This window comes from Rhizobium rosettiformans, assembly GCF_016806065.1.
In the GTDB taxonomy this organism is placed as follows: Bacteria; Pseudomonadota; Alphaproteobacteria; order Rhizobiales; family Rhizobiaceae; genus Allorhizobium.
Map to the genome: position 1 here is coordinate 3,342,421 of NZ_CP032405.1, position 22,539 is coordinate 3,364,959.

General features: G+C 61.2%; 27 protein-coding genes and 1 riboswitch. Of the genes, 15 read left to right on the top strand and 12 right to left on the bottom strand.

Features of this window, described 5'->3' with window-relative positions:
• The 4 genes from sufC to D4A92_RS16405 are packed head-to-tail and all read left to right on the top strand — an operon-like array spanning position 1 to position 3,689.
• Entirely contained in the window at positions 1-756 is a 756-nt protein-coding gene (sufC, locus tag D4A92_RS16390) for a Fe-S cluster assembly ATPase SufC (protein ID WP_203015641.1), read from the top strand.
• Between the two features lie 31 nt (positions 757-787).
• Positions 788-2,065, top strand: a complete 1,278-nt coding sequence (sufD, locus tag D4A92_RS16395) for a Fe-S cluster assembly protein SufD (protein WP_203015648.1) — start codon at positions 788-790, stop codon at positions 2,063-2,065.
• The gene (locus D4A92_RS16400; protein WP_203015650.1) at positions 2,058-3,302 is read left to right on the top strand and encodes a cysteine desulfurase; all 1,245 of its coding nucleotides are present in this window, start codon (positions 2,058-2,060) and stop codon (positions 3,300-3,302) included. Before sufD ends, D4A92_RS16400 begins: the two co-directional genes overlap by 8 nt.
• Before the next feature lie 12 nt (positions 3,303-3,314).
• The gene (locus tag D4A92_RS16405; RefSeq protein ID WP_203015652.1) at positions 3,315-3,689 is read left to right on the top strand and encodes an SUF system Fe-S cluster assembly protein; all 375 of its coding nucleotides are present in this window, start codon (positions 3,315-3,317) and stop codon (positions 3,687-3,689) included.
• A gap of 65 nt (positions 3,690-3,754) precedes the next feature.
• Here the strand turns inward: D4A92_RS16405 and D4A92_RS16410 are convergent, their stop codons facing one another.
• From D4A92_RS16410 to rutA, 5 genes are all read right to left on the bottom strand, one after another.
• Positions 3,755-4,279, bottom strand: coding sequence for a flavin reductase (locus D4A92_RS16410; RefSeq protein WP_425958087.1), 525 nt, complete (start codon positions 4,277-4,279; stop codon positions 3,755-3,757).
• A 14-nt stretch (positions 4,280-4,293) separates the two neighbouring features.
• Positions 4,294-5,079 carry a pyrimidine utilization protein D gene (rutD, locus tag D4A92_RS16415; protein WP_203015667.1) on the bottom strand — a complete coding sequence of 262 codons (786 nt, stop codon included), beginning with the start codon at positions 5,077-5,079 and terminating at the stop codon, positions 4,294-4,296.
• Between the two features lie 174 nt (positions 5,080-5,253).
• Positions 5,254-5,643 (bottom strand): pyrimidine utilization protein C, encoded by a 390-nt coding sequence (gene rutC / locus D4A92_RS16420; protein ID WP_203015668.1) that lies wholly within the window; start codon positions 5,641-5,643, stop codon positions 5,254-5,256.
• Between the two features lie 46 nt (positions 5,644-5,689).
• Positions 5,690-6,436, bottom strand: coding sequence for a pyrimidine utilization protein B (gene rutB, locus D4A92_RS16425; protein WP_203015669.1), 747 nt, complete (start codon positions 6,434-6,436; stop codon positions 5,690-5,692).
• On the bottom strand, positions 6,433-7,524 hold the full coding sequence (rutA, locus tag D4A92_RS16430; protein ID WP_203015670.1) for a pyrimidine utilization protein A: 1,092 nt from the start codon (positions 7,522-7,524) through the stop codon (positions 6,433-6,435). The genes rutB and rutA overlap by 4 nt, the downstream gene beginning before the upstream one ends.
• 448 nt (positions 7,525-7,972) lie before the next feature.
• Between rutA and sufA the strand changes: the two genes are divergently transcribed.
• From sufA to D4A92_RS16455, 5 genes are all read left to right on the top strand, one after another.
• Positions 7,973-8,359 (top strand): Fe-S cluster assembly scaffold SufA, encoded by a 387-nt coding sequence (gene sufA / locus D4A92_RS16435; protein WP_203015678.1) that lies wholly within the window; start codon positions 7,973-7,975, stop codon positions 8,357-8,359.
• Between the two features lie 121 nt (positions 8,360-8,480).
• On the top strand, positions 8,481-8,930 hold the full coding sequence (locus tag D4A92_RS16440; RefSeq protein ID WP_203015680.1) for an Lrp/AsnC family transcriptional regulator: 450 nt from the start codon (positions 8,481-8,483) through the stop codon (positions 8,928-8,930).
• Position 8,931: 1 nt separating this feature from the next.
• The gene (locus D4A92_RS16445; RefSeq protein WP_203015688.1) at positions 8,932-9,555 is read left to right on the top strand and encodes a LysE family translocator; all 624 of its coding nucleotides are present in this window, start codon (positions 8,932-8,934) and stop codon (positions 9,553-9,555) included.
• Positions 9,556-9,710: 155 nt separating this feature from the next.
• The gene (locus tag D4A92_RS16450; protein ID WP_203015690.1) at positions 9,711-10,451 is read left to right on the top strand and encodes a helix-turn-helix transcriptional regulator; all 741 of its coding nucleotides are present in this window, start codon (positions 9,711-9,713) and stop codon (positions 10,449-10,451) included.
• A 72-nt stretch (positions 10,452-10,523) separates the two neighbouring features.
• The gene (locus D4A92_RS16455) at positions 10,524-11,225 is read left to right on the top strand and encodes an acyl-homoserine-lactone synthase (RefSeq protein ID WP_203015693.1); all 702 of its coding nucleotides are present in this window, start codon (positions 10,524-10,526) and stop codon (positions 11,223-11,225) included.
• Positions 11,226-11,442: 217 nt separating this feature from the next.
• On the opposite strand, the gene D4A92_RS16460 is transcribed toward D4A92_RS16455, so the two are convergent.
• The 6 genes from D4A92_RS16460 to gcvT all read right to left on the bottom strand — a co-directional run bounded on the left by D4A92_RS16460 (position 11,443) and on the right by gcvT (position 17,328).
• Entirely contained in the window at positions 11,443-11,745 is a 303-nt protein-coding gene (locus tag D4A92_RS16460; RefSeq protein ID WP_203015695.1) for a hypothetical protein, read from the bottom strand.
• Positions 11,746-11,965: 220 nt separating this feature from the next.
• Positions 11,966-12,292, bottom strand: coding sequence for a flagellar basal body protein (locus D4A92_RS16465; RefSeq protein ID WP_203015697.1), 327 nt, complete (start codon positions 12,290-12,292; stop codon positions 11,966-11,968).
• A 190-nt stretch (positions 12,293-12,482) separates the two neighbouring features.
• Positions 12,483-12,812, bottom strand: coding sequence for a DUF1236 domain-containing protein (locus D4A92_RS16470; RefSeq protein WP_203015699.1), 330 nt, complete (start codon positions 12,810-12,812; stop codon positions 12,483-12,485).
• Positions 12,813-12,947: 135 nt separating this feature from the next.
• On the bottom strand, positions 12,948-15,806 hold the full coding sequence (gene gcvP, locus D4A92_RS16475) for an aminomethyl-transferring glycine dehydrogenase (protein WP_203015701.1): 2,859 nt from the start codon (positions 15,804-15,806) through the stop codon (positions 12,948-12,950).
• Positions 15,806-16,168, bottom strand: a complete 363-nt coding sequence (gene gcvH / locus D4A92_RS16480) for a glycine cleavage system protein GcvH (RefSeq protein ID WP_006728535.1) — start codon at positions 16,166-16,168, stop codon at positions 15,806-15,808. The genes gcvP and gcvH overlap by 1 nt, the downstream gene beginning before the upstream one ends.
• A gap of 20 nt (positions 16,169-16,188) precedes the next feature.
• Positions 16,189-17,328: a glycine cleavage system aminomethyltransferase GcvT gene (gene gcvT / locus D4A92_RS16485; RefSeq protein WP_203015703.1), complete on the bottom strand. Its 1,140-nt coding sequence runs from the start codon at positions 17,326-17,328 to the stop codon at positions 16,189-16,191.
• Positions 17,329-17,477: 149 nt separating this feature from the next.
• Positions 17,478-17,565: riboswitch (glycine riboswitch) on the bottom strand.
• A 186-nt stretch (positions 17,566-17,751) separates the two neighbouring features.
• Here gcvT and D4A92_RS16490 point away from each other — a divergent pair.
• On the top strand, positions 17,752-18,123 hold the full coding sequence (locus D4A92_RS16490) for a hypothetical protein (RefSeq protein ID WP_203015705.1): 372 nt from the start codon (positions 17,752-17,754) through the stop codon (positions 18,121-18,123).
• A 72-nt stretch (positions 18,124-18,195) separates the two neighbouring features.
• A complete protein-coding gene (locus tag D4A92_RS16495) occupies positions 18,196-19,275 on the top strand; it encodes a DUF1775 domain-containing protein (protein ID WP_203015707.1) in 1,080 nt (359 codons plus the stop codon).
• Between the two features lie 82 nt (positions 19,276-19,357).
• Here the strand turns inward: D4A92_RS16495 and D4A92_RS16500 are convergent, their stop codons facing one another.
• A complete protein-coding gene (locus D4A92_RS16500) occupies positions 19,358-19,633 on the bottom strand; it encodes a hypothetical protein (RefSeq protein ID WP_006728531.1) in 276 nt (91 codons plus the stop codon).
• A 196-nt stretch (positions 19,634-19,829) separates the two neighbouring features.
• On the opposite strand from D4A92_RS16500, the gene D4A92_RS16505 reads away from it, so the two are divergent.
• From D4A92_RS16505 to D4A92_RS16520, 4 genes are all read left to right on the top strand, one after another.
• On the top strand, positions 19,830-20,366 hold the full coding sequence (locus D4A92_RS16505; protein ID WP_203015709.1) for a flavodoxin domain-containing protein: 537 nt from the start codon (positions 19,830-19,832) through the stop codon (positions 20,364-20,366).
• 60 nt (positions 20,367-20,426) lie between these two features.
• Entirely contained in the window at positions 20,427-20,804 is a 378-nt protein-coding gene (gene crcB, locus D4A92_RS16510; RefSeq protein WP_203015711.1) for a fluoride efflux transporter CrcB, read from the top strand.
• A gap of 94 nt (positions 20,805-20,898) precedes the next feature.
• Positions 20,899-21,888, top strand: a complete 990-nt coding sequence (locus D4A92_RS16515; protein WP_203015713.1) for an RluA family pseudouridine synthase — start codon at positions 20,899-20,901, stop codon at positions 21,886-21,888.
• On the top strand, positions 21,885-22,538 hold the full coding sequence (locus tag D4A92_RS16520) for an HAD-IA family hydrolase (protein ID WP_203015715.1): 654 nt from the start codon (positions 21,885-21,887) through the stop codon (positions 22,536-22,538). Before D4A92_RS16515 ends, D4A92_RS16520 begins: the two co-directional genes overlap by 4 nt.
• Position 22,539: the final 1 nt, after the last annotated feature.

Below are 22,539 nucleotides of genomic sequence, written 5' to 3' on the forward strand. Positions count from 1 at the left end.
ATGCTTGAAATCAGAAATCTCCATGCCCGCATCGCCGAAGACGGCACCGAAATCATCAAGGGTCTGAACCTTACTGTAAAGGCCGGTGAAGTGGCTGCCATCATGGGCCCGAACGGCTCCGGCAAATCAACGTTGTCCTACATTCTGTCGGGCCGCGAAGACTATGAAGTCACCGAAGGCGACATCCTCTATAACGGCGAGAGCATTCTCGAACTCGACCCGGCCGAGCGCGCTGCCAAGGGCATCTTCCTCGCCTTCCAGTATCCGGTCGAAATCCCGGGCGTCGCCACCATGCAGTTCCTCAAGGTTGCGATGAACTCGCAGCGCAAGGCCCGCGGCGAAGCCGAACTGACGACGCCGGAATTCATCCGCCGCGTCAAGGAAGCCGCAGGCGAGTTGAAGATCAACCCTGACATGCTGAAGCGTCCGCTGAACGTCGGTTTCTCCGGCGGTGAAAAGAAGCGCGCCGAAATCCTGCAGATGGCGCTGCTCGAGCCGAAGCTCTGCATCCTCGACGAAACCGATTCCGGCCTCGACATCGATGCGCTGAAGATCGTCGCCGACGGCGTCAACGCGTTGAAGCGTCCGGACCGCGCAACCGTCGTCATCACCCACTACCAGCGCCTGCTCGACTACATCGTGCCGGACAGCGTGCATGTTCTCTACCAGGGCCAGATCATCAAGTCGGGTGACAAGAGCCTGGCGCTGGAACTCGAAGCCAACGGCTATGCCGACATCACCGGTCAGGCAGCCTAAAGGGCTCTCAAGTTTTGAAGGAGTTGCAACGATGACATTGCAAGCGGCCAACCGGCTCACCGTAGCCGAGACCCAGCTCATCGACGCCTATACCAATCAGGTCGGCAGCCTTCCGGGCGATGGCGCCGTGCTTTTGAAGCGCGACGGCCTGTTCGACGCGCTGAAGCGCCAGGGCCTGCCGACGCGCCGCGTCGAGACCTTCCATTATACGGACCTCAAGGCGCTGCTGCGTGCGCTTCCGGCGGATGAGCCGCAGGCTGTTGCCAAGACGGTTGACCCCTTGGTGTCGGGCGCTCATGTGCTCAACGTCCTGCAGGGCGTGGCCCAGCGGCCGTCAGCGCTGCCGGATGGTCTGAGCATCGCACTCTACCGCGACGCGCTCTCCACGGGCGCCGCTGCCGACGGTCTGACAGCCTTCAACGCGGACGACACGATCGGCCGCCTGAACGGTGCCTTCGTGCGCGACGGCTTTACGCTCGAAGTGGCAGAGGACACGGAGATCGAAGCCCCGATCGAGCTGCAGTCGGTTCACGCGGCCGGTCAGCTGCATCTGCGGTTCCCCGCCAGCTTCGGCAAGGGTTCCAAGGCAACCATTATCGAGCGTCATGTCGGCCAGAGCGGTTCGGCCGCACTCGCCTCCGTCGTCGCCGATCTGAAGCTCGGCGAGGGTGCCGAGATCACCTGGGTGATCCTGCAGGGCGAAGGCGATGCCGACACGCATCTCGGCCAGATCCGCGCCGAACTGGGCAAGGATGCGAAGTTCAGGCTCTTCATCGTCAATGCCGGCGGCAAGCTGGTGCGCCAGGAAGTGCATGTGAAGACCGCGGGCGAAGGCTCCGACTTCATGCTACGCGGCGTCAACCTGCTCGGCGGCGAAACCCATACCGATGTCACCATGACACTCGGCCACGACGTACCGAACACCACCTCGACGGAAATCATCCGCAACGTCGTCTTCGATCGCGCCAAGGGCGTTTTCCAGGGCATGATCCGGGTTGCTCCGGATGCCCAGAAAACCGATGCCCGCATGGCCTGCAACACGCTGCTGATGTCGGATGATTGCGAGTTTTCGGTGAAGCCGGAACTCGAAATCTTCGCCGACGACGTGCAGTGCGCCCATGGTGCGACGGTCGCCGACATCCACAAGAGCCATCTCTACTACCTGATGTCGCGTGGCATTCCGGAAAAGAAGGCGCGTGCGCTGTTGATCAATGGCTTCGTTGCCGAGATCGTCGAGGAGCTCGAAAACGAGCCGCTCGTCGAGGCCCTGGAAGAGATCATCACCGACTGGCTGGAGCATCATGGCTGACACGATCGCGGTACGGACAGGATATGACGTCGAAGCCGTCAGGCGGGACTTCCCGATCCTGTCGCGCGAGGTCTACGGCAAGAAGCTGGTCTATCTCGACAACGCCGCCTCGGCTCAGAAGCCGAAGCAGGTAATCGACGCGATTAGCCACGCCTATTCAAACGAATATGCGAATGTGCATCGTGGCCTGCATTTCCTGTCCAATGCCGCGACGGACGCCTATGAAGCGGCGCGCGAAAAGGTGCGCCGCTTCCTGAACGCCCCCTCGATCGACGAAGTCATCTTCACCAAGTCTTCGACCGAGGCGATCAATACTGTCGCCTATGGCTGGGGCATGAAGCATATCGGTGAGGGCGACGAGATCGTGCTCTCGATCATGGAGCATCACTCCAATATCGTGCCCTGGCATTTCCTGCGGGAACGCAAGGGCGCCAAGCTCGTCTGGGCGCCGGTGACCGATGACGGCGCCTTCGATATGGAAGCCTTTGTTGGCTGCCTGACCGAGCGCACCAAGCTGATCGCCATCACCCATATGTCGAACGCGCTTGGCACCGTCGTGCCGATCAAGGAGGTCTGCCGGATCGCCCATGAACGCGGCATCGCCGTGATGGTCGATGGTTCTCAAGGCGCTGTTCACATGCCGGTTGATGTGCAGGATCTCGGCTGCGACTGGTATGCCGTGACCGGCCACAAGCTCTACGGTCCCTCGGGCATCGGCGTGCTCTGGGGCAAGATGGATCGCTTGAAGGATATGGACCCCTTCATAGGCGGCGGCGAGATGATCATCGAAGTCGCCGAAGACCGCGTCACCTATAACGAGCCGCCGCATCGCTTTGAGGCCGGCACGCCGCCGATCGTCCAGGCGATCGGTCTCGGCTATGCGCTCGACTATATGGAAGCGCTTGGCCGTCAGAACATTGCCGCCCATGAGGAGAGCCTGCGCGCCTATGCGCATGAGCGTCTCTCGGCGATCAATTCGCTGCGCATCATCGGCAATGCGCCGGGCAAGGGGGCGATCTTCTCCTTTGAACTGGCCGGCATTCATGCCCATGATGTCTCCACCATGATCGACCGTCGCGGCGTTGCCGTTCGCGCCGGAACCCATTGCGCCCAGCCGCTGCTCGCACGCTTCGGCGTGACCTCCACTTGCCGGGCGTCCTTCGGCCTTTATAACACACGGGAAGAAGTCGATGCGCTGGCGGACGCGCTGGATTACGCCCGCAGCTTCTTCGCCTGAGGAATGAACACCATGAGTGACACCGAAACCAAGCCCGACGTCCGCGAAGGTATCATCAACACGGCGATCCCGCCGGAAGAGGTCGCCCGCCTGTCGGACGATATCATCGCGGCGCTGAAGACCGTCTATGACCCGGAAATTCCCTCCGATATCTTCGAACTCGGCCTGATCTACAAGATCGACATCGAGGACGACCGCACGGTGAAGATCGTCATGACGCTGACCGCCCCCGGTTGCCCGGTCGCCGGCGAAATGCCGGGCTGGGTCGAGAATGCCGTCGGCTCGGTCGAGGGCGTCTCGGGCGTCGAAGTCGAGATGAGCTTCGATCCGCCATGGACGCCGGACCGCATGTCCGAAGAGGCGCAGGTCGCTGTCGGCTGGTACTGAGAGAATTAGGCAATTAACGAAACGGCCCGCATCAAGCGGGCCGTTTTGCGTTTCACTACAGATGTTTAGACGGTACGATAGGCCCTGTCGAAATAGACCAGCGCCTGACCCTCGTCGCGGGTGGTGACGTCGAGAACCTCGCAGAACAACACGTCATGGGTGCTGCCGTCATGCACTTCCGTGACCCGGCATTCGAACGAGACGAGCGCATCGACCAGGCGCGGCGTGCCGGATGCCGTCGTCTCCCAGGTGGCGGCGGCGAAACGTTCATCGACCGGCGTCTTGCCGCCGAAGAGCCGGCTGACAGGCTCGTGTTCTGCCGAGAGAGCATTGACCGTGACGAACCCGTTGGTGCTGACGGCAGGATAGGCGGAAGATCCCTTGTTGAGGCAGACGAGCAGCGTCGGCGGATTGTCGGAGACGCTGGTGACGGCGGTTGCTGCAAAGCCGGCGCGTCCGCCGGGGCCATCGGTTGTGACGATGGTGACGGCGGCGGCAAGCCGAGCCATGCCGTTGCGATAGGTCGCGCTCTTTTCCGGCGAGGTGGCTTCCGGTGCAGATGCGACAGGTGCGATGGTCTTGGTGGCCAGCATGGGCAATTCCTTCAGGCGTGTTCGAGGGTCGACAGAAAGTCGACGACCGCGCTGTTGAATGTTTGCGGATAGGTGACGTTGACGGCATGTCCACCGGCGACGGTGAGCACGAGATTTGCGTTTGGCAGGCCTTCGGCAAGGCGCAGCGACCGGGAATAGGGGACGAGCAGGTCGTCGCGGGTGGCGATGACGAGCGTCGGCGTCTGGATCTCGCCGAGCCTGTCGTCGACATCGAAGGCGCGCAGTGCTGCGATGCGGCGCAGGATGTTGTCGCGGCCCTGGAAATGGGCAAGCGCATGCGCCTCTTCCGCCGCCATCTTCTCCGGGTTTTCCGCCATGTAAATGGCGGGATAGAGGAAGAGCGGCTGTGCCTTGACGAAGGCCTCGACACCGGCGTTTTCCAGGAGCGCGATACGCACGTCGAAGCAACGTCCGGAATGCGGATCGGCCTTGCTCCACGCATTGATCAGCACGAGGCTTTCGATCAGCTCCGGCCGGCGCAGCGCCAGATCCAGCCCGATCAGACCGCCCAGCGCATGGCCCATGAAGTGGAATTTCTCAAGCTTCACTGCGTCGACGATTTCGAGAACGTCGTCGGCCATGGCCGGAATGCCGCCAGTCTCCGGCACTTCGCCACCCGTCTTGCCGCAGCCGCGATGGTCATAGGTGACGACGCGGAAACGCTCCGAAAGGGCAGGGATCTGCGGTGCCCAATACCCGCCCGAGCCGCCGAGGCCTGACGAGAGCAGGAAGGTCGGCGCATCGGGAGAGGTGAGGCCGTGGATGTCGTAATGCATGCGTGTTTGCTCTGGCTTGGCCCCTCACCCTGACCCTCGCCCCGCAGGCAGGGAGAGGGGATGGCCGCCCTTTGTGCAAGGGAAGCCCAGGTGCAGGCGATTGCGATCTGGTCGCTTCTCCCCGCTTGCGGGGAGAAGGTGGCGGCAGCCGGATGAGGGCGGCTTAAAGCCCGATCACTTTTTCCCGATATGCGCGACGGTCGCGATCTCGACCAGTGCATCTGGCTTCACCAGACCGCATTGCACGCAGTAGCGCGCCGGCTTGTCGCCCGGAAAATACTCGGCATAGACCTTATTGACGGCCTGATAGTTGGCCCAGTCGGTGACGAAGATGTGGTTCATGGTGACGTCTTCCATCGTGCCGCCGGCGGTCTCGATGACGGACTTGATGGTTTCCAGCACATGGCGCGTCTGGGCGCCGGCATCGCCGACATGCACGACGTCATTGTTCTTGTCGAAGGGAAGGGTTCCCGAGACATAGAGCATGCCGTCGGCAAGGGCGCCGGGCGAGTAGGGGGCGATCGGCTTCTGGGTGCCTTCCGGAACGACGATGGTCTTGGGCATTCTCACACTCTCCTGGTTTGATGGGGCCTTGTTGGAATGTTGATGATCATTCTCCTGCATCGGCAGGCGCTGCCTGTCCGATCGCGCCGCAGAAGTCGTTGACGTTCGCCACCCAGCCAAAGAACTTTTCGACATTGTAGACGGTCGCCTGCTGGATGAAGTCGGGGCCGAGGTGATGGGTCGCGTCCTCGAGCATCACACCGAAATATTCGAGGTGAAAGGCATCGCGCAGCGAGCTTTCCACGCAGACATTGGTGGCAATGCCGACGAAGACGAGATTGCGGATCCCGCGGGCGCGCAGCACCGAGTCCATATTGGTATTGAAGAAGCCGGAATAGCGGCTCTTCGGCACCAGGATGTCACCGGGCTTCGGCTGCAATTCGTCGACGATCGCGTAGTCCCAGGTGCCCTTGGCGAGCAGTTGCCCCTGCAGTTCGGGCCGTTTGCGCATTGTTTTCAGCGCATTCGACTTGTGCCAGTTGGGCGAGCCGGGGCCGCCAGCCTCGACATAGTCAGGATCCCAGCCGTTCTGGAAATAAACGACCAGAACGCCCGCTTCACGCGCCGCGTCGAGCGTCTTCTTGATATTGGCGATCGTGCCCTTGGCGCCGGATATGTCGAAGCCGGCAAGATCGACATAACCGCCTTCGGTCGAATAGGCATTCTGCATGTCGACAACGACGACCGCCGTTTCTGACGGCTTCAGGGTGATCGGCTCGGGACGGGCCGGAAGCGTGACGCTCTTCGTCAGCTCCGGGCGTGGCTGATAGCCAGCAACAACGGCCTCGCTCATTCGGCTGCCTCCAGCATCTGGGTGACATGGGCGCGGCTCTTCATCAGCGGCTGCACGTATTTGCCGAACTTCTCGATGCCTTCGAGGAAGTCGTCGAAGGTCAGCATGACGCCGCCGGTGCCAGGCACTTCGCTCATCTCGTCGAGCATGGCGGCGACTTCCGCATAGGAGCCGATCAGCGTTCCCATGTTGATGTTGACGGCGGAAACCGGGTTTGCCATGTGCCGCACATTGGTGTCTGAACCTGACTTGGTATCGACGGCGCTCTGCAGGCCGAGCCACTTTATGGCTTCCTCGTCTGCACCTGCCTTGTAGTGCTCCCACTTGGCGAAGGCTTCTTCGGTCGTTTCCTCGGCGATCACCATGGTCAGCACGAAGGAGCGCACATCGCGTCCGGTCTTCTCGGTGGCAGCAAGCAGGCGCTCGTTGGTGGGCGCGAATGCCTTCGGCGTATTGACTCCGACGCCGAAGCAGAAGCTGTAATCGGCGAACTGAGCCGAGAAGGCCATACCGGAATTGGAGGAGCCGGCGCAGATCAGCTTCACATCTCCTTCCGGGATGGGCTTCATCCGGCAATCATCCATCTGGAAATGCTTGCCCTTGAGGTCCGACTGGCCAGTCGTGAGCAGGTCCTTCAAGACGGTCGTGTATTCGGTCAGATATTCGTAGCGGTCGGAGAAATAGTCGTCGCCGGGCCACAAGCCCATCTGGCTGTATTCCGGACGCTGCCAGCCGGTGATCAGGTTGACGCCAAAGCGACCGTTCGAGATCGAATCGATCGTGGTGGCCATGCGTGCAATGATCGCCGGCGGCATGATCAGGGTGGCGGCCGTGCCGAACAGCTTGATCTTCGAGGTGACGGCGGCGAGGCCCGCCATCAGAGTGAAGCTCTCAAGATTGTAGTCCCAGAACTCCGTCTTGCCGCCGAAGCCGCGCAGCTTGATCATCGAAAGCGCGAAGTCGAAGCCGTATTCCTCGGCCTTCAGCGTGATCGCCTTGTTGAGCTCGAAGGTCGGTTTGTATTGCGGGGCATTCTCCGACAAGAGCCAGCCATTGTTGCCGATCGGGATAAAGACGCCGATTTCCATATCTGTTCTCCGCTTCTGGAGGCGCGCCGGGCGCCTTGTTTTGTTTCGCAGAGAATGAAGCAATTGCTGTGCCAGTCTTAAAATAAGAATCTAAACAGTCACTTAGGTATTGGCTGGCAAAATAATTTACCGAATGGTCAAAATTCATCTCGATTTCGAAAGCTTTTGCCCGGGTTTGCATCCGTTTCCGCTGTGCACTGCAATATTTTTGATCGCGATCGAGGGAAGCTTCATGCGAGGGGGCGTTTCAAGCTTCTGATAAAGATCAAGTTTTTTTCGCCTTGCTGTTGTGCACAAGGATTGATCATCATCAGGCGCAGGTCTGTCCGCAAAGCGCTTCCACTGGGGTCGGGAGCCCGCCTAAGCTATTGAACCGACGAGGCGCCTCCCTTACATTGCCAAGAGAAACGCCGGACCTTGAACCCGGTTGTTGATGGAGACTGTGCCGATGGGCTTTCAGGTAATGACCATGAGCGATGCGGCTGCCGCACGCGTCAGGGCGATCGTCGAGAATTCCGGTCCCGATGCCAAGGGCATCCGCGTGGGCATCAAGAAGGGTGGCTGCGCCGGGATGGAATACACCATCGATCTGGTGACCGAACCAAATCCGAGGGATGACCGCATCGAAAAAGACGGCTCCTCCGTCTGGATCGATCCGGCTGCGGTCCTTTACCTGCTGGGTACGGAAATGGGCTTCGAGACCACCACGCTGCGTTCCGGATTCACCTTCCACAACCCGAATCAGACGTCTGCCTGTGGCTGCGGCGAATCCGTGGAGTTGAAGGCGGCCGATCTGTCGGAGCTTGCAAAGCAGCGCCAAGGTGCGCCTGCATGATTTGACCGGCAATCCGGCGCTTGGGGAGTTGCACGCTTTTCATCCCGCGAGAATTCTCTTTTTCGCCGTAATTCGAAGAAATATCTTGCGGAATATCGATATACGCAAATAAACTGCGGCCATGGATACCAGTGACCGCAAAATTATCGATCTCCTGGCTGAAGATGCCCGTCGTTCGCTCGCCAGCATCGGGGATGTGGTAGGGCTTTCTCCGTCCGCCGTCAATGAACGCATCCGTCGCCTGGTCGCGTCGGGTGCCATCAGACGATTCACCCTTGAGGTTGATCCGGCGGCGCTTGGCCTGCCGATCACCGCCTTCATGCTGGTGACCCTGCCACAGGACACCGAACAGGCTGCCTTTCGCGATTATGCAGAAACCCACCCGGCCGTGCTCGAATGTCATCATGTGACTGGCAGCTGGTCCTATATGCTGAAGATCCGGACGGCCGACCTCACGGGCATCGAGACATTCCTCGCCGATTTGAAGGGCGAGCGCCTGATTGCCCGCAGCGAGACGATGATCGCGCTATCGACAGCGAGCGAACGCAGCTACGTGATCGGCACGGAGTGACATGGACGTGCTTCTTTTCGGGAAAGGGCTCGTGCTGGGCGTCGCGATAGCCGCACCACTCGGACCCATAGGGGCGCTCTGCATCAATCGTACGCTGGAGCGTGGCTTCTGGGCCGGCGTTGCCGGAGGGCTGGGCACCGCAATCGCCGACGGCGTCTATGCCGCCCTCGCTGCGGCGGGCTTCACCGCCCTTGGATCCTATCTCGGCTGGATCCAGTTTCCCCTGCAGGTCGCAGGCGGCTTGTTCCTGATCTATCTCGGTATTGCGGGTCTTAAGCCGCGGTCGGAGGTCACCGCAGCCAGGGTCCAGGCCCGAGGCCTGCTGTCGACGATCGCTGCGACCTTCCTGCTCACCATCGCCAATCCCGCGACGATCCTCACCTTCGCGGCGATTTTTGCCGGACTAGGCCTGGCGGCGGGCGAGGGTGGTTGGGAAGGCGTGCAACTGGTGGCGGGTGTCTTCTTCGGCTCGCTTGCCTGGTGGTTCTTCTTGAGCGGTGCCGTCACCGTGGTGCGCACGCGGCTCCCCCAGGGATTTGCAACCCTGGTCAGCCGGGTCTCCGCGTTCATTCTGATCGCCTTTGGCATGATTGCGCTGCTGCATGCCTTGTTGACCGCTATCTGAACCCTTCAACGCATGTCGGCTGATGCCGTCACCCTGCCGGTGAGCACTGTGAATGCTCCATCGATTCTCTTGGAAATCCAATGTTAATCGGATCGGCCGGTCGCGGGCTGTGCTAGAAGTCACAAATGTGACGACTGGCTATCTTGAGGGTGCGGATGTCAGACAGGCAGGCAACAGCCAATGCGATGTTCGATTTTATCACCGAATCGTCGCGAGCCCGCGACAATGAGGAAGTCCTCGCCTGCCTCGGCAAGGTGGCGAGTTCATTTGGCATGGACTGCTATGCAGTGTCCGGCATCCCGCTGCCCGGCGAGCGCATCGATCCCTATTTCATGCTGAATGCCTGGCCGGAAGGCTGGTTCGAGCGTTACGTGGAAGAAAACTATGTGCATGTCGATCCGGTGATCTACCGGACAAAGATGTCGAACGAGGCCTTCGTCTGGTCGGAAGCGCTGGCCGACAAGCCGCTCAGCCGTTCCGCCAAGCGCGTCATGAATGAGGCGACCGAGTTTGGCATGCTGGATGGCTACAGTGTGCCGCTCCATTCCGTTGGCGGCTTTCAGGCCATCGTCACCTTCGGTGCTCAGAAGGTCGAGCTGTCCAACGAGCAGCGGGGTGCCCTGCACATCGTTTCAATCTACGCGCACAACCGGTTGCGTGCTTTCCTCGTCGACAACAGCGAGCGTAGCGCCGCAGTTGCGGCCAAGGTCACGCCGCGCGAGCGCGAGGTTATTCTCTGGTGCTCGGCCGGCAAGACCAATTGGGAGATTGGCCAAATTCTTGGAATCTCGGAGAAAACAGTTCAGCATGAAATCGCGGCGGCAAGCCGCAAGTTGAATTCCGTGAACCGTGCGCAACTGATCGCCGAATCGATTCGGCTCGGAATAATCCGATAAATAGGCAGAACGGCCTATATTGAATTCGGGTCGCTTGTCGCAATCTGGCCCCTGGATTTTTTGGGGATCTGCATGCTTGCGACAATTCTGGGCAGGGACACGCATGACCATGCCGACGTCATGGAGCAGGTCTGGGCGTTTCGCCATCGCCACTTCGTCGATCGATTGGGATGGGAAGCCTGCCGTCGTGCCGACGAGCGGGAGATCGACCAGTTCGACGGCGACGAGGCCATCCATCTTCCGCTCATCGTCGGCGGTAATGTGGTGGGATATAGCCGCCTACTGCCGACCCTGAAGCCGCATCTCCTGTCGGATGTCTATCCGCATCTGATGGACGGTACTGACTGGCCGCGGGGGCCTCGCGTCTATGAATGGACCCGCTGCATTGCCGAAGTCTCCGACAAGACGATCGCGGGCGTGCCGATCTCCAACATCCTGATGACCGGGGTCATGGAATATTGCCTCGTGGCGGGCATCGGTACGCTGGTTGTCGAGACGCATCCCAAGCTCGTCAACCTGCTTCTGACGACCGGTTGGGATGTGATGCCGTTGGCGGCTCCGAGCTTGCTCGACGGCTCACTGATCGTTCCGATCACAGCCAAACCCTCCATGGCAGGGCTGCTGCGGCATCACGAACTCTACGGGATTACCGGCAGCGTCCTCGATCTCGAGCGCGCACCGGGCAATCCCTTCGCCGCGGCGGCCCTTCAACGTCTGGCCTTTGCCGAAGAACTTCACGGACATATAGAATATGCAAGAATTGCAGGAGAATGACATGCCGGATGGCCAACTTCCATCCTCTGAAATCTATGTTCGCTCGATCGTGGAAGAGCAAGTTCGTAGTCTTCGGGAGATCATCAAGGGCGTTTCGCAGAAAGCCCCGTTGAGCGATGACGCGCTCTTCCTCGATCATCTCCTGGAGATGGTGTCGCTTGCTGCCGCCGACGGTCTCGATCGCCGCCGCGCCGGTGGTGGACGAAAGCGCAGTGCCTCAGAAACCGACAGCGGACTGACGGACATCCGGCTCGATGTCGCAAAGATGGAGTTCGTCTCGCAACGCCTCGATCGCGCCCAATAAGTAGTCGCGAAGCTTCACCGGGTCCGTTGACCCGGTGTCGAGTTGTTCGAGCGCCTCGGTAATCTGAAACAGACAGTCCTCGACATAATCATTGGTGTGGATAGATGTGAGCGCTTGGTCGAGACGCTGCTTGATCAGGCCACGGATGCCGGCGGCGTCCCCGACCTGTGCGGAAAGGATCTGTGTCTTCAGGTAGTTGAGTGCGTCGTTATACATGCCATCCTCGATGCAACCTTATGCAACTCCCGACTGTGTCTGGATGTCCGGATCTTTGCAATCGGAGAATTCGCTCCCTAGGCTGCTTTTGCCGGACCGAGCAGCCGTTGGCCTAAAAAAGTCAGTGCTATCCGACCGTTGCGGAGATCGGTTGTGACGAGACGCGTCTTCACGTCACCGTTTTTTAGACGGTGAGCCGCGTGCATGGCGTGGCGAAGAATCAGTCGCGCTTGATGCTGAGCAGAACGTCCCAGATGTCCGCGCCGGTTTCCCAGACCGCAGCATTCGCCTTGAAGCCGATCTCAGCTTCGACGAGCGAGAGCATTTCCGAGGCAAGGTCGACGTTTGACATGTCATCGAGGGCCGGTCCGCCCGACGGGGCGACCGTGGCGGAGACACCGCCCTGGGCGCGACTGGTAAAGCTGGTTTCGAGGCGATCATAGCCGGGTGTCAGGGCATTCGCGACGTTGTCGGCGGTCGCAGCAAGGCGCGTCTGCTGCGCTTGCATGCCCGAAAGCGAGATACCCATGATCGCTGAGATACTCATCGTCTGTCCTGCCGTCGCGGTGGTCGTTGGGGCAGGATAGCGGACAGGTATTAGGACTTTCCGAACGGTCAGGGTTTCCGGCTGGACAAGGTGCTGTGAAGACTTGTTTGAATATGGGACAGTCACGCGGTATCGGAACGAAAAAGAACCCGGCCTGAGCCGGGTTCCGATGGTCTGACCGTCGAACAGGTCACTCGATGATCTGGATGATCTCGCGGGTCCGGGGGTCGACGATTACTCGGCGTTCGTTGACGACCGTGTAGGAGTAATCCTCGTAGCCATCGACCGGATAGAGTTCGACCGGATCTTCGATGACGCGACCGATCAGGACGTCGCCTTCATAAGGCACCGAGCGCACTTCGCGCTGCAGGACATAAGTTTCGACCGGAGCCGGTACAATGATGGTCGATTGCGAGGTGACCGGCGGGGCCTGCTGGATGATGACAGTTTCCTGCGCATTGGCCGACGCCGAGAGCGTCATGAGAGCCGCTGCACCAGCGAGGATAAGAGTATTGCGCATGTCTGTTCTCCTGTGTTGGACAGCGGGAAGAACGGGCTGTGGCCAGATCCGTTCCATCACAGGGTTTGTCAGAGTGTCACCACAAATGAAGAACGCCGCCTCAAGGGCGGCGTTCTCATGGCGAATTTCAGGCTCTTACTCTGCTGCTTCCGCGTAGGCTTCCATCGGCGGGCAGGTGCAGACGAGGTTGCGGTCGCCATAGACATTGTCGACGCGGTTGACCGAGGACCAGTACTTGTCCACCCGGAAGGCGCCCGGCGGGTAGCAGGCCTGTTCGCGGCTATAGGGACGTGTCCATTCGCCGACCAGGTCTTCTACCGTGTGCGGTGCGTTCTTCAGCGGATTGTTGGTCTTGTCCATCCGGCCTTCTTCGATGTCGCGGGCTTCCTCGCGGATCGCCAGCATCGCATCGCAGAAGCGGTCGATCTCGGCCTTGGTCTCGCTTTCCGTCGGCTCGATCATCAGCGTTCCCGCAACCGGCCAGCTCATGGTCGGCGCGTGGAAACCGCAGTCGATCAGACGCTTGGCGACATCGTCGACGGTCACGCCGGCAGAAGCCTGCAGCGGACGGGTGTCGATGATGCATTCATGCGCGACGCGACCCGAGGCCGACGTATAGAGCACGTCATAAGCGCCCTTCAGCCGTGCAGCGATATAGTTGGCGTTGAGGATCGCGACCTTGGTCGCCTGGGTCAGACCTTCGCCACCCATCATCAGGCAGTAGGACCAGCTGATCGGCAGGATCGACGGCGAACCGTAAGGGCCGGCCGAGACTGCACCTGGACGACCGTCGGTGACGACATGGCCGGGCAGGAAGGGAGCGAGATGCGCCTTGACGCCGATCGGCCCCATGCCCGGACCACCGCCGCCATGCGGGATGCAGAAGGTCTTGTGCAGGTTGAGGTGGGATACGTCAGAGCCGATATCGCCGGGACGCGAGACGCCCACCATGGCATTCATGTTGGCCCCGTCGAGATAGACCTGGCCACCGAACTGGTGGGTGATCTCGCAGATCTCGCGCACCGTCTCCTCGAACACGCCATGCGTCGAAGGATAGGTGATCATGCAGCAGGAGAGGTTGTCTGCATGCTGTTCCGCCTTTGCGCGGAAGTCATCGAGATCGACGTCCCCATTGTCCTTCGACTTCACCGGCACCACCGTCATGCCGACCATCTGGGCGGAGGCCGGGTTGGTGCCATGGGCAGACGTCGGGATCAGGCAGACGGTGCGGTGCGTATCGCCCCGCGACAGGTGATAGGCGCGGATCGTGAGCAACCCCGCATATTCCCCTTGAGCCCCCGAATTCGGCTGCATCGAGATCGCGTCGTAACCGGTAACCGCGCAGAGCTTTTCCGAGAGGTCGTCGATCATCTCCTTGTAGCCCAGCGCCTGATCGGCCGGAACGAAGGGATGGATGTCGGAAAATTCCGGCCAGGTGATCGGCAGCATTTCCGCCGTCGCGTTCAGCTTCATCGTGCATGAGCCGAGCGGGATCATGGCGCGGTCGAGCGCGAGATCGCGATCCGACAGCCGGCGGATATAGCGGGTCATCTCGCTTTCCGCGCGGTTCATGTGGAAGATCGGATGCGTCAGATACTCGCTGGTCCGCAGCAGATCTGTCGGGAGGCGGTATTCAGCGGAGAAATCATCAACCTTGAAACTACCGCCGAATGCACGCCAGACGGCCTCGAGCGTCGCCGGCCGCGTGCGTTCGTCGAGCGCAATGCCGACCTTGGTTTCGCCGACCTTGCGCAGGTTGACGCCCTCTGCAACGGCAGCCCGCATGATGAGGCCCTGCATATGGCCGACCTCGACGGTGATCGTGTCGAAGAAGGTCTCAGGTTCCACCGTATAGCCGAGCTTTTCTAGGCCCTTGGCGAGCAGCACCGTCTTGCGGTGCACCTGCTGTGCAATTGCCTTCAGGCCTTGGGGGCCGTGGAAGACCGCATACATGGAGGCCATGACGGCGAGTAGCACCTGCGCGGTGCAGATGTTCGACGTCGCCTTTTCGCGGCGGATATGCTGCTCGCGGGTCTGCAGCGACAGGCGGTAGGCGCGGTTGCCGCGGGCATCGACTGAGACCCCGACGAGACGACCGGGCATCGAGCGCTTGATCGCGTCCTTCACCGACATGTAGGCCGCATGCGGGCCGCCATAACCGACCGGCACACCGAAGCGCTGGGTCGAGCCGATGGCGATATCGGCACCCATTTCGCCGGGCGATTTCAGCAGCAGCAGGGCGAGAATGTCGGCAGCGACAGCGGCGAGCGCACCGGTCTGGTGCAGTCGGGCGATCAGGCCGGAGAAGTCACGGACATGCCCGTGCGTGCCCGGATACTGGAAGATCGCGCCGAAGACTTCCGTCGGGTCGAGATCGGTGAAGGGGTCACCTACGATAACATTCCAGCCGAGCGGCTCGGCGCGGGTCTGGATGACGGCGATGGTCTGCGGGTGGCAATCCTTGTCGACGAAGAAGCCGGTCGCCTTGGTCTTGGCGCTGCGCTGGCAGAGCGCCATGGCTTCCGCGGCAGCCGTTGCTTCATCGAGGAGCGAGGCATTCGCCACGTCGAGACCGGTAAGGTCGGTCACCATGGTCTGGAAGTTGAGGAGCGCCTCGAGGCGGCCCTGGCTAATTTCCGGCTGGTAGGGCGTGTAGGCCGTGTACCAGGCCGGGTTTTCAAGGATGTTGCGCTGGATCACCGGCGGCGTGATGGTGCCATAATAGCCCTGACCGAGGAGCGAGGTCAGGACCTTGTTCTTGTTCGCCGTCTCGCGCAGCTTGTCGAGCGCCTCGCGCTCGGTCATCGCCGCACCCCAGGTGAGCGGCACCTTCTGGCGGATCGAGCCCGGGACGGTCGCGTCGATCATCTCGTCGAGCGAGTGATAGCCGATCACCTTCAGCATCTCGGTCATCTCGGCGGGCGACGGGCCGATATGGCGCCGATTGGCGAAATCGTAAGGATCGTAATCCGTGAACTGGAATTCTGTCGTCATCAGGCGATCAGCTCCTTGTAGGCGGCCTCGTCGAGCAGGGCATCGGCGTCAGAAGGGTTGGCGAGCTTCAGCTTGAAGAACCAGGCCGCACCTTCCGGATCGGAATTGACCAGCGAGGGATCGTCGACAATCGCCTGATTGATCTCGACCACTTCGCCGTCGAGCGGGCAGTAGACGTCGGAGGCGGCCTTGACGCTCTCGACGGTAGCTGCGGTCCCGTCCTTCTTGAAGCTCGATCCTTCTTCCGGCAGTTCGACGAAGACGAGATCGCCGAGCTGGCCGGCGGCATGGGTGGTAATGCCGACGGTGGCAACATCACCCTCGATCTTCAGCCATTCGTGTTCAGCGGTGAATTTCAACATGGTTCTCTCCGGAGATTTTTTCAGCGTTTATAGGTGGGGGTGATGAAGGGAAGGGCAGAGACGGTAAGCGGCATCAGCTTGCCACGCACCTCCGCGAAAACCTGGGTGCCGGGTAGGGCGATCTCGGTCGGCACGTAACCCATGGCGATCGGGCCTTCGGCGCTCGGACCGAAGCCGCCGGAGGAGACGTGGCCGATCTCGGTCTTCCCCTCGGCGTCGGCAAAGAGCCTGGCCGGCGGGCGCACTGGGGCCTTGCCCTCGGGCTTCAACCCGACACGACGGCGGGAGACGCCATTATCAAGCTCAGCGAGAATCCGTTCTGCACCGGGGAAGCCGCCCTGGCGGGCGCCACCGTTCCGGCGCACCTTCTGGATGCCCCATTCGATCGATGCTTCGACCGGCGACGTCGTCGTGTCGATGTCGTTGCCGTAGAGGCAGAGGCCGGCTTCGAGCCGCAGCGAATCGCGGGCACCGAGACCGATGGGCTGACAATCGGGTTGGTCGAGCAAGGCTTTGGCGAGATCTGTGGCGCGGTCTGATGGCACCGAGATCTCGAAGCCGTCTTCGCCGGAATAGCCCGTACGGGAGACGAGGGCAGGGATGTCACCGAGCGAGACGTCTCGCACATCCATGAACTTCATCGATGCGACATCGGCAGACAATGCCGCAAGTACGGCTTCGGCCTTAGGGCCCTGCAGGGCGAGAAGCGCCCGGTCGTCATGCACGAGAACCTGAACACCATCAGGAAGCTTCGCCCGCATATGGGCGATGTCGGCATCCTTGCAGCCGGCATTGACCACGACCAGCAGGCGCTCGCCGAGGCGGGAAATCATAAGGTCATCGAGGATGCCGCCATTGTCATCGGTGAAGAAGCCGTAACGCTGGCGGCCGTCCTTCAGGCCGATGATGTCGACGGGAACGAGGGTTTCCAGCGCCCTGGCCGCGTCTTCATAAGTGCCGGAGGCGGCGACAAGTTCGACCTGGCCCATGTGGGAAACGTCGAAAAGGCCAGCGGCAGCGCGCGTATGCAGGTGTTCCTTCAGTACACCGGCCGGATACTGCACCGGCATGTCGTAGCCGGCAAAGGGCACCATCTTGGCGCCGAGAGATACATGAAAGTCGTAAAGGGGGGTGCGTTTCAGTTGGGTCTGATCGTCCAAGACGTCGCCTCCGGGTTTGAGCGCTCGCGCGCTTGCTCAATTCTGGGCACGGTTGTGCCGCTTCATGAGCCCCCTCTGTCCTTGTGCCTGAGATTGTTATCCCTTCGGCTTGGTCCGCTTTGGAAACGGGCCTCTCTCCAGAGTGCAGTCGACGCCTTGTGGTCCTTTTGCCTGAGAGTTTCCGGGGCGGTTGCTCCTTCGGCTCCGGATCAAACCGGTATCTCCCAACAAGGTCATGGAGGCATTATCTGGCAGTGTGGCGGCTTGGCAAGAGGCTGCGTCGCTCCCGAACAAATAATTGTCGCTGCGGCCTCGTATTTGCGGGGGCGCAAACATCTTGGTGTTTGCTCCGCAGGCGCGGCATCTCGCCACTTGGCTTGTCCCCGGCATCGCGATAAAGGATTTGGCGAAACGGGGGCATCGATGAAACCGAAGGTCAGGCCAGCGACGATCCTATTGCGCATCTTCTGCGCGATGGTCTTCCTGTCTGTCGGTTTTGGCCACCGGGCACCCGCCGCGCTTGCCAACGACATTCAGTCGGTCGCCTACGTGCTGCCCGACGGCTCTTTTGCCGATCTCTGCATCGCCGATATTGGCCAGAAGCATGCGCGCCCTGCCGCGGATTGCGAGGCTTGCCGTCTCGCCGGCGCCATCCTGCTGCCGGAACCTTCCGACCAGTCCTGGCTGCTCGACCGGTTCCCGAGTCTGGGTGAGATTGACCCGGTCGACTCGACCGTCCGCCCCAGCCATCTCCTCGATCGTCCACGCCTGCGCGATCCGCCGCTCTCCGTCTGATTGCCCTCATTCAATCGACGAAGACTTTAGACTGCCGACGGCCAAGAAGGACCGCGGCAAGGAGAGACACCCATGAAGACCAATCTCATTCTTGCAACCACAATTACCACGCTCGCATCGACCACGGCTGTGTTTGCCCACGCGACCTTTGCCAACCAGCCCGCCAAGGTCGGCTCCTATGTCGCCGCTACTCTGCAGGTGCCGCATGGTTGCGACGGCAAGGCGACCAACGAGGTCCAGATCAAGCTTCCGGAAGGCTTCATTTCCGCCAAGCCGATGCCGAAGGCTGGCTGGGACGTTGAGGTCATCACCGGCGACTACCAGAACAGCTACGACAATCACGGCAAGCAGGTGAAATCCGGCCCGGTCGAGATTCGCTTCAGGAATGGTGACCTGCCGGACAATTTCTACGACACCTTCGTCGTTTATGGGAAGATCGCGGCTGGCGACCCGGCGACCGGTCTGGCCTTCCCAACCGTTCAACTCTGCGGCGCTGACGCCAAGGTCGCCTGGGATCAGATCGCAGCACCCGGACAGGATCCGCACGACCTCAATGGTCCGGCACCGGTTCTCAACCTCGTCGCCGCTGAAGGCGGTGACCATGGCCATGGGGCGCATGGTGCACACGGTGCTCATGATGCCCATGCCGGACACGGAGCACCCGCTGAGCAGGCTGCGGCGGATGGCCACGGCGCGCACGGCGCCCATGGTGACCATTTCGGTCACGGCGATCACATGGCGGCCACCGATCCCGGCGGGTTTGAGACGGTGACCGCAGGCGATCTGGAACTGACCGCCGGCTTCACGAGGGCGATGCTGCCAGGCCAGCCTGTCGGTGGCGGTTTCATCACCATCGTCAATAAGGGCGGTGAGGACGACAAGCTGGTTTCCGCCACCTCAGCCCAGGCCGGCGAAGTCCAATTGCATGAGATGGCGATGGAAGGCGAGGTGATGAAGATGCGTCAGCTGACCGACGGCATCGCAATCCCGGCCGGTGAGACGGTTGAGTTGAAGCCGGGCGGCCTGCATCTGATGTTCTTCAAGGTGGCCGAACCCTTTCAGGAAGGCGCGACCGTCAACGTCACGCTGACCTTCGAGAAGGCCGGTGCCGTGGACGTGGCGCTGCCAGTCGGTCCGGCCCGGGGCAAGTGACCCTGATCGCTATGCCCTGAAAATACGAAACCGCGACCGTCACCGGTCGCGGTTTTTCATTGGCCGCAGGGGTCTTGGGAGATCAGGCGACCGAGCTTTTGTAGGCCTCGATCGTTTCCTTCAGTGTCGCCTGCTCGAATTGCTGTTGCGATGAGGTCAGGAAGTAGAGGGCGAGCGCCGGAGGCTGCACGACGTTGACGAGCGCCCGGAGCCGCAGATCTTCGCTCTGTGCTGCCTGCTGTGCCAGCATTCTCGTATGCTCTTCCACGTAGGACGCACGGGAGGCGCGTTGCGGCGGCTTCACCGGTTCCATCGCGTAGGCCGCGGTATGCGCAGAGACTGTGACAACCTGTGTCATGGGCGTTTCCCAGATATTACATAACGACATTAGCATAAACCACGGTTATCTATGCATCTTTAAGTCGAATGAGTGGTTTTGAATAAAAGTGTAATGGTTGCGTCGGCGTCTGAGGATGTCCCGCTTTGCGCCAGATCAAGGCATCATCCATGTCCTTGCAGCACTCTGAGTGCGTCATCAGGGAAGGACCAGAACCATGATTATTCTAGTCGGCTACGCGTCGATTGAGGGGCAGACACGCAAGATCGCGGAAGCGGTCGCGTCGGCGGTCGAGGCCGAAGGCGACCGGGCGCTTCTGTTCGACATAAGCTCCGGCGGCGAATACGCGGTTGGCCATCCGGAAGCGGCTATCCTTTGCGCACCGATTCACGCGGCGCGCTATCCGGCAGCCTTCACCGCCTTTGCCAAGCAGGAGGCGGTCTGGCTGAACAGTGTGCCAACGGCCCTCATCTCTCTTTCGCTGCTGATCCGCAGTGAATTCGAGGAAGAACGTGAGGAGGCCGCGCATTATCCCGACACACTTCTTGAGACCAGCGGCTGGAAGCCCGGCATGATCCATCACGCAGCCGGAGCACTCCGTTATACCGAATATGACTTCTTCAAGCGCTGGATCATCCGGCGTATGGCAGAGCATGAAAACGCTCCGACGGATGTCAGTCGCGACCACGAATTCACCGACTGGAAGGCGCTGTCGGCTTTCGTGGCGGAATTTCTGGCGTCGGCCAAGGCTTGACGCGGTGGCCCGAACCGGCTTGAACGGCGCGCGCAAGAGCCGTTAAAGCCGGAGGCATCCATGTTCCACATCCTGCTCGTCGCGATCGGCGGTGCAACCGGATCGGTAGCCCGCTATCTCACCGGGATTGCCATGACCCGCTGGCTGGGGATGGGCTTCCCCTGGGGCACGATCACCGTCAACATCGTCGGCTCGTTCATCATCGGTCTGTTGACCGAACTGCTGGCGCGTAGGTTCTCCGCCCCTATGGAGATGCAGTTGCTGCTGGTGGTCGGCTTCCTTGGAGGGTTCACCACATTCTCCTCCTTTTCACTCGATACAATGGCGCTCTTCGAACGTGGCGAAAGTCATCTGGCCCTGGCCTATGTCGGAGCGAGCCTTGTCCTGTCCCTCTCGGCCGCTTTCGGTGGTCTCGCCCTCGGCCGCAGCCTGTTCTGACGCCCGAGCCTGCATTTCCGCTTTCCCTTTCCGCCCGAAATCTACTAAAGGCACGGGATAAGTGGGTGGAGAACCCGAGCGAGAAAGTATCCTGATGGCAGGCATCGAACATATCACCGTGGAAGCCGACGAGGCTGGCATGCGGCTCGACCGCTGGTTCAAGATCCATTACCCGGGTCTGGGCTTCGGCGCGTTGCAGAAGCTTCTGCGCTCGGGCCAGGTCCGTGTCGACGGCGGTCGCGTGAAGACAGACGCCCGCGTTCAGCCCGGTCAGGTTGTGCGCGTTCCCCCCATGGATGTCGACGCCAAGAAGACCGGCCCGATCGCCAGCCACGATCTGAAGCACGGCGACGACCACGAACTCCTGTCGCGCATGCTGCTGCATGAAGACGAGAAGGTCTTCGTACTCAACAAGCCCGCCGGCCTTGCCGTGCAGGGCGGTTCTGGTCTCAATCGCCACATCGACAAGATGCTGGAAGCCTGGACGAGCCGGAAGGGCGAAAAGCCGCGCCTGGTGCATCGCCTCGACCGCGACACCTCCGGCGTACTCGTCGTTGCCCGTACGCGCGGCGCCGCCCAGAAGCTGACGGCAGCGTTTCGCGAGCGCGACACAAAGAAGATCTACTGGTCGCTGGTGAAGGGCGTCCCGCGCAAGCACGAGGACAAGATCTCGACCTGGCTCACCAAAGACCAGACCGACGAAGGCGACCGCATGCGAGTCTGCAGGCACGGCGAGGAAGGGGCGGACCACGCCATCACCTACTACCGTGTCATCGATACGGCAGCCCAGAACCTCGCCTGGCTGGAAATGGAGCCCTATACCGGCCGCACGCACCAGCTGCGCGTCCACGCGCTGCATATCGGGCATCCGATCATCGGCGATCCCAAATACTTCATCGACGACCACAACTGGGATTTCCCCGGCGGCGTCCAAAAGCGGCTTCATCTGCATGCCCGCTACATCGACCTGCCGCATCCGAATGGCGGTCGCCTGAAGGTTACGGCACCGCTGCCGCCGCACATGGTCCAGACCTGGAACCTGCTCGGTCTCGACCAGCGCGATGGTGACAGGGACGGCGAATGAAGCTTGTTCTGTTCGATTGCGACGGCACGCTGGTCGACAGCGCCGGCCTGATCCATGAAGTCATGCGCCACACCTTCACCGCCTTCGGCAAGCCGGAGCCCGCTTTGGAGACGACCAAGTCGATTATCGGCCTGACGCTCGACATCGCGATCGCCCGCATGGACGGCAAGCCGCATGCCGATGACGAAGCGGTCGCCATGGCGGCCCACTACAAGGCGATCTTTGCCGATGTCCGCCGTGACTCCGGTTTCGGCGAAACCATGTTCGATGGCATCCGCCAAGTCCTGGACGCGCTGATCGCCCGCGAGGATATCTGGCTCGGCGCCGTCACCGGCAAGTCGCGCCGCGGGCTCGAAACCATCCTTGAAGGTCATGGCCTCAAGCCCCATTTCCTCTTCTGCCGGACAGCAGACGACTGCCCGTCCAAGCCGCATCCGGCCATGGTAACGGAATGCTGTGACGAGGCAGGCATAGCGCCGCGTGAGACCATCGTCATCGGCGACGCGATCTACGACATGCAGATGGCGAAGGCCGCCGGTGCCACCGCGATCGGTGTCGCCTGGGGGTATGCCAAGGCCGACGATCTCTGGAAAGCGGGTGCCGATGCCGTGGTCGAGCGTCCGGCCGACCTTCTGGCCTATATCCACTAGG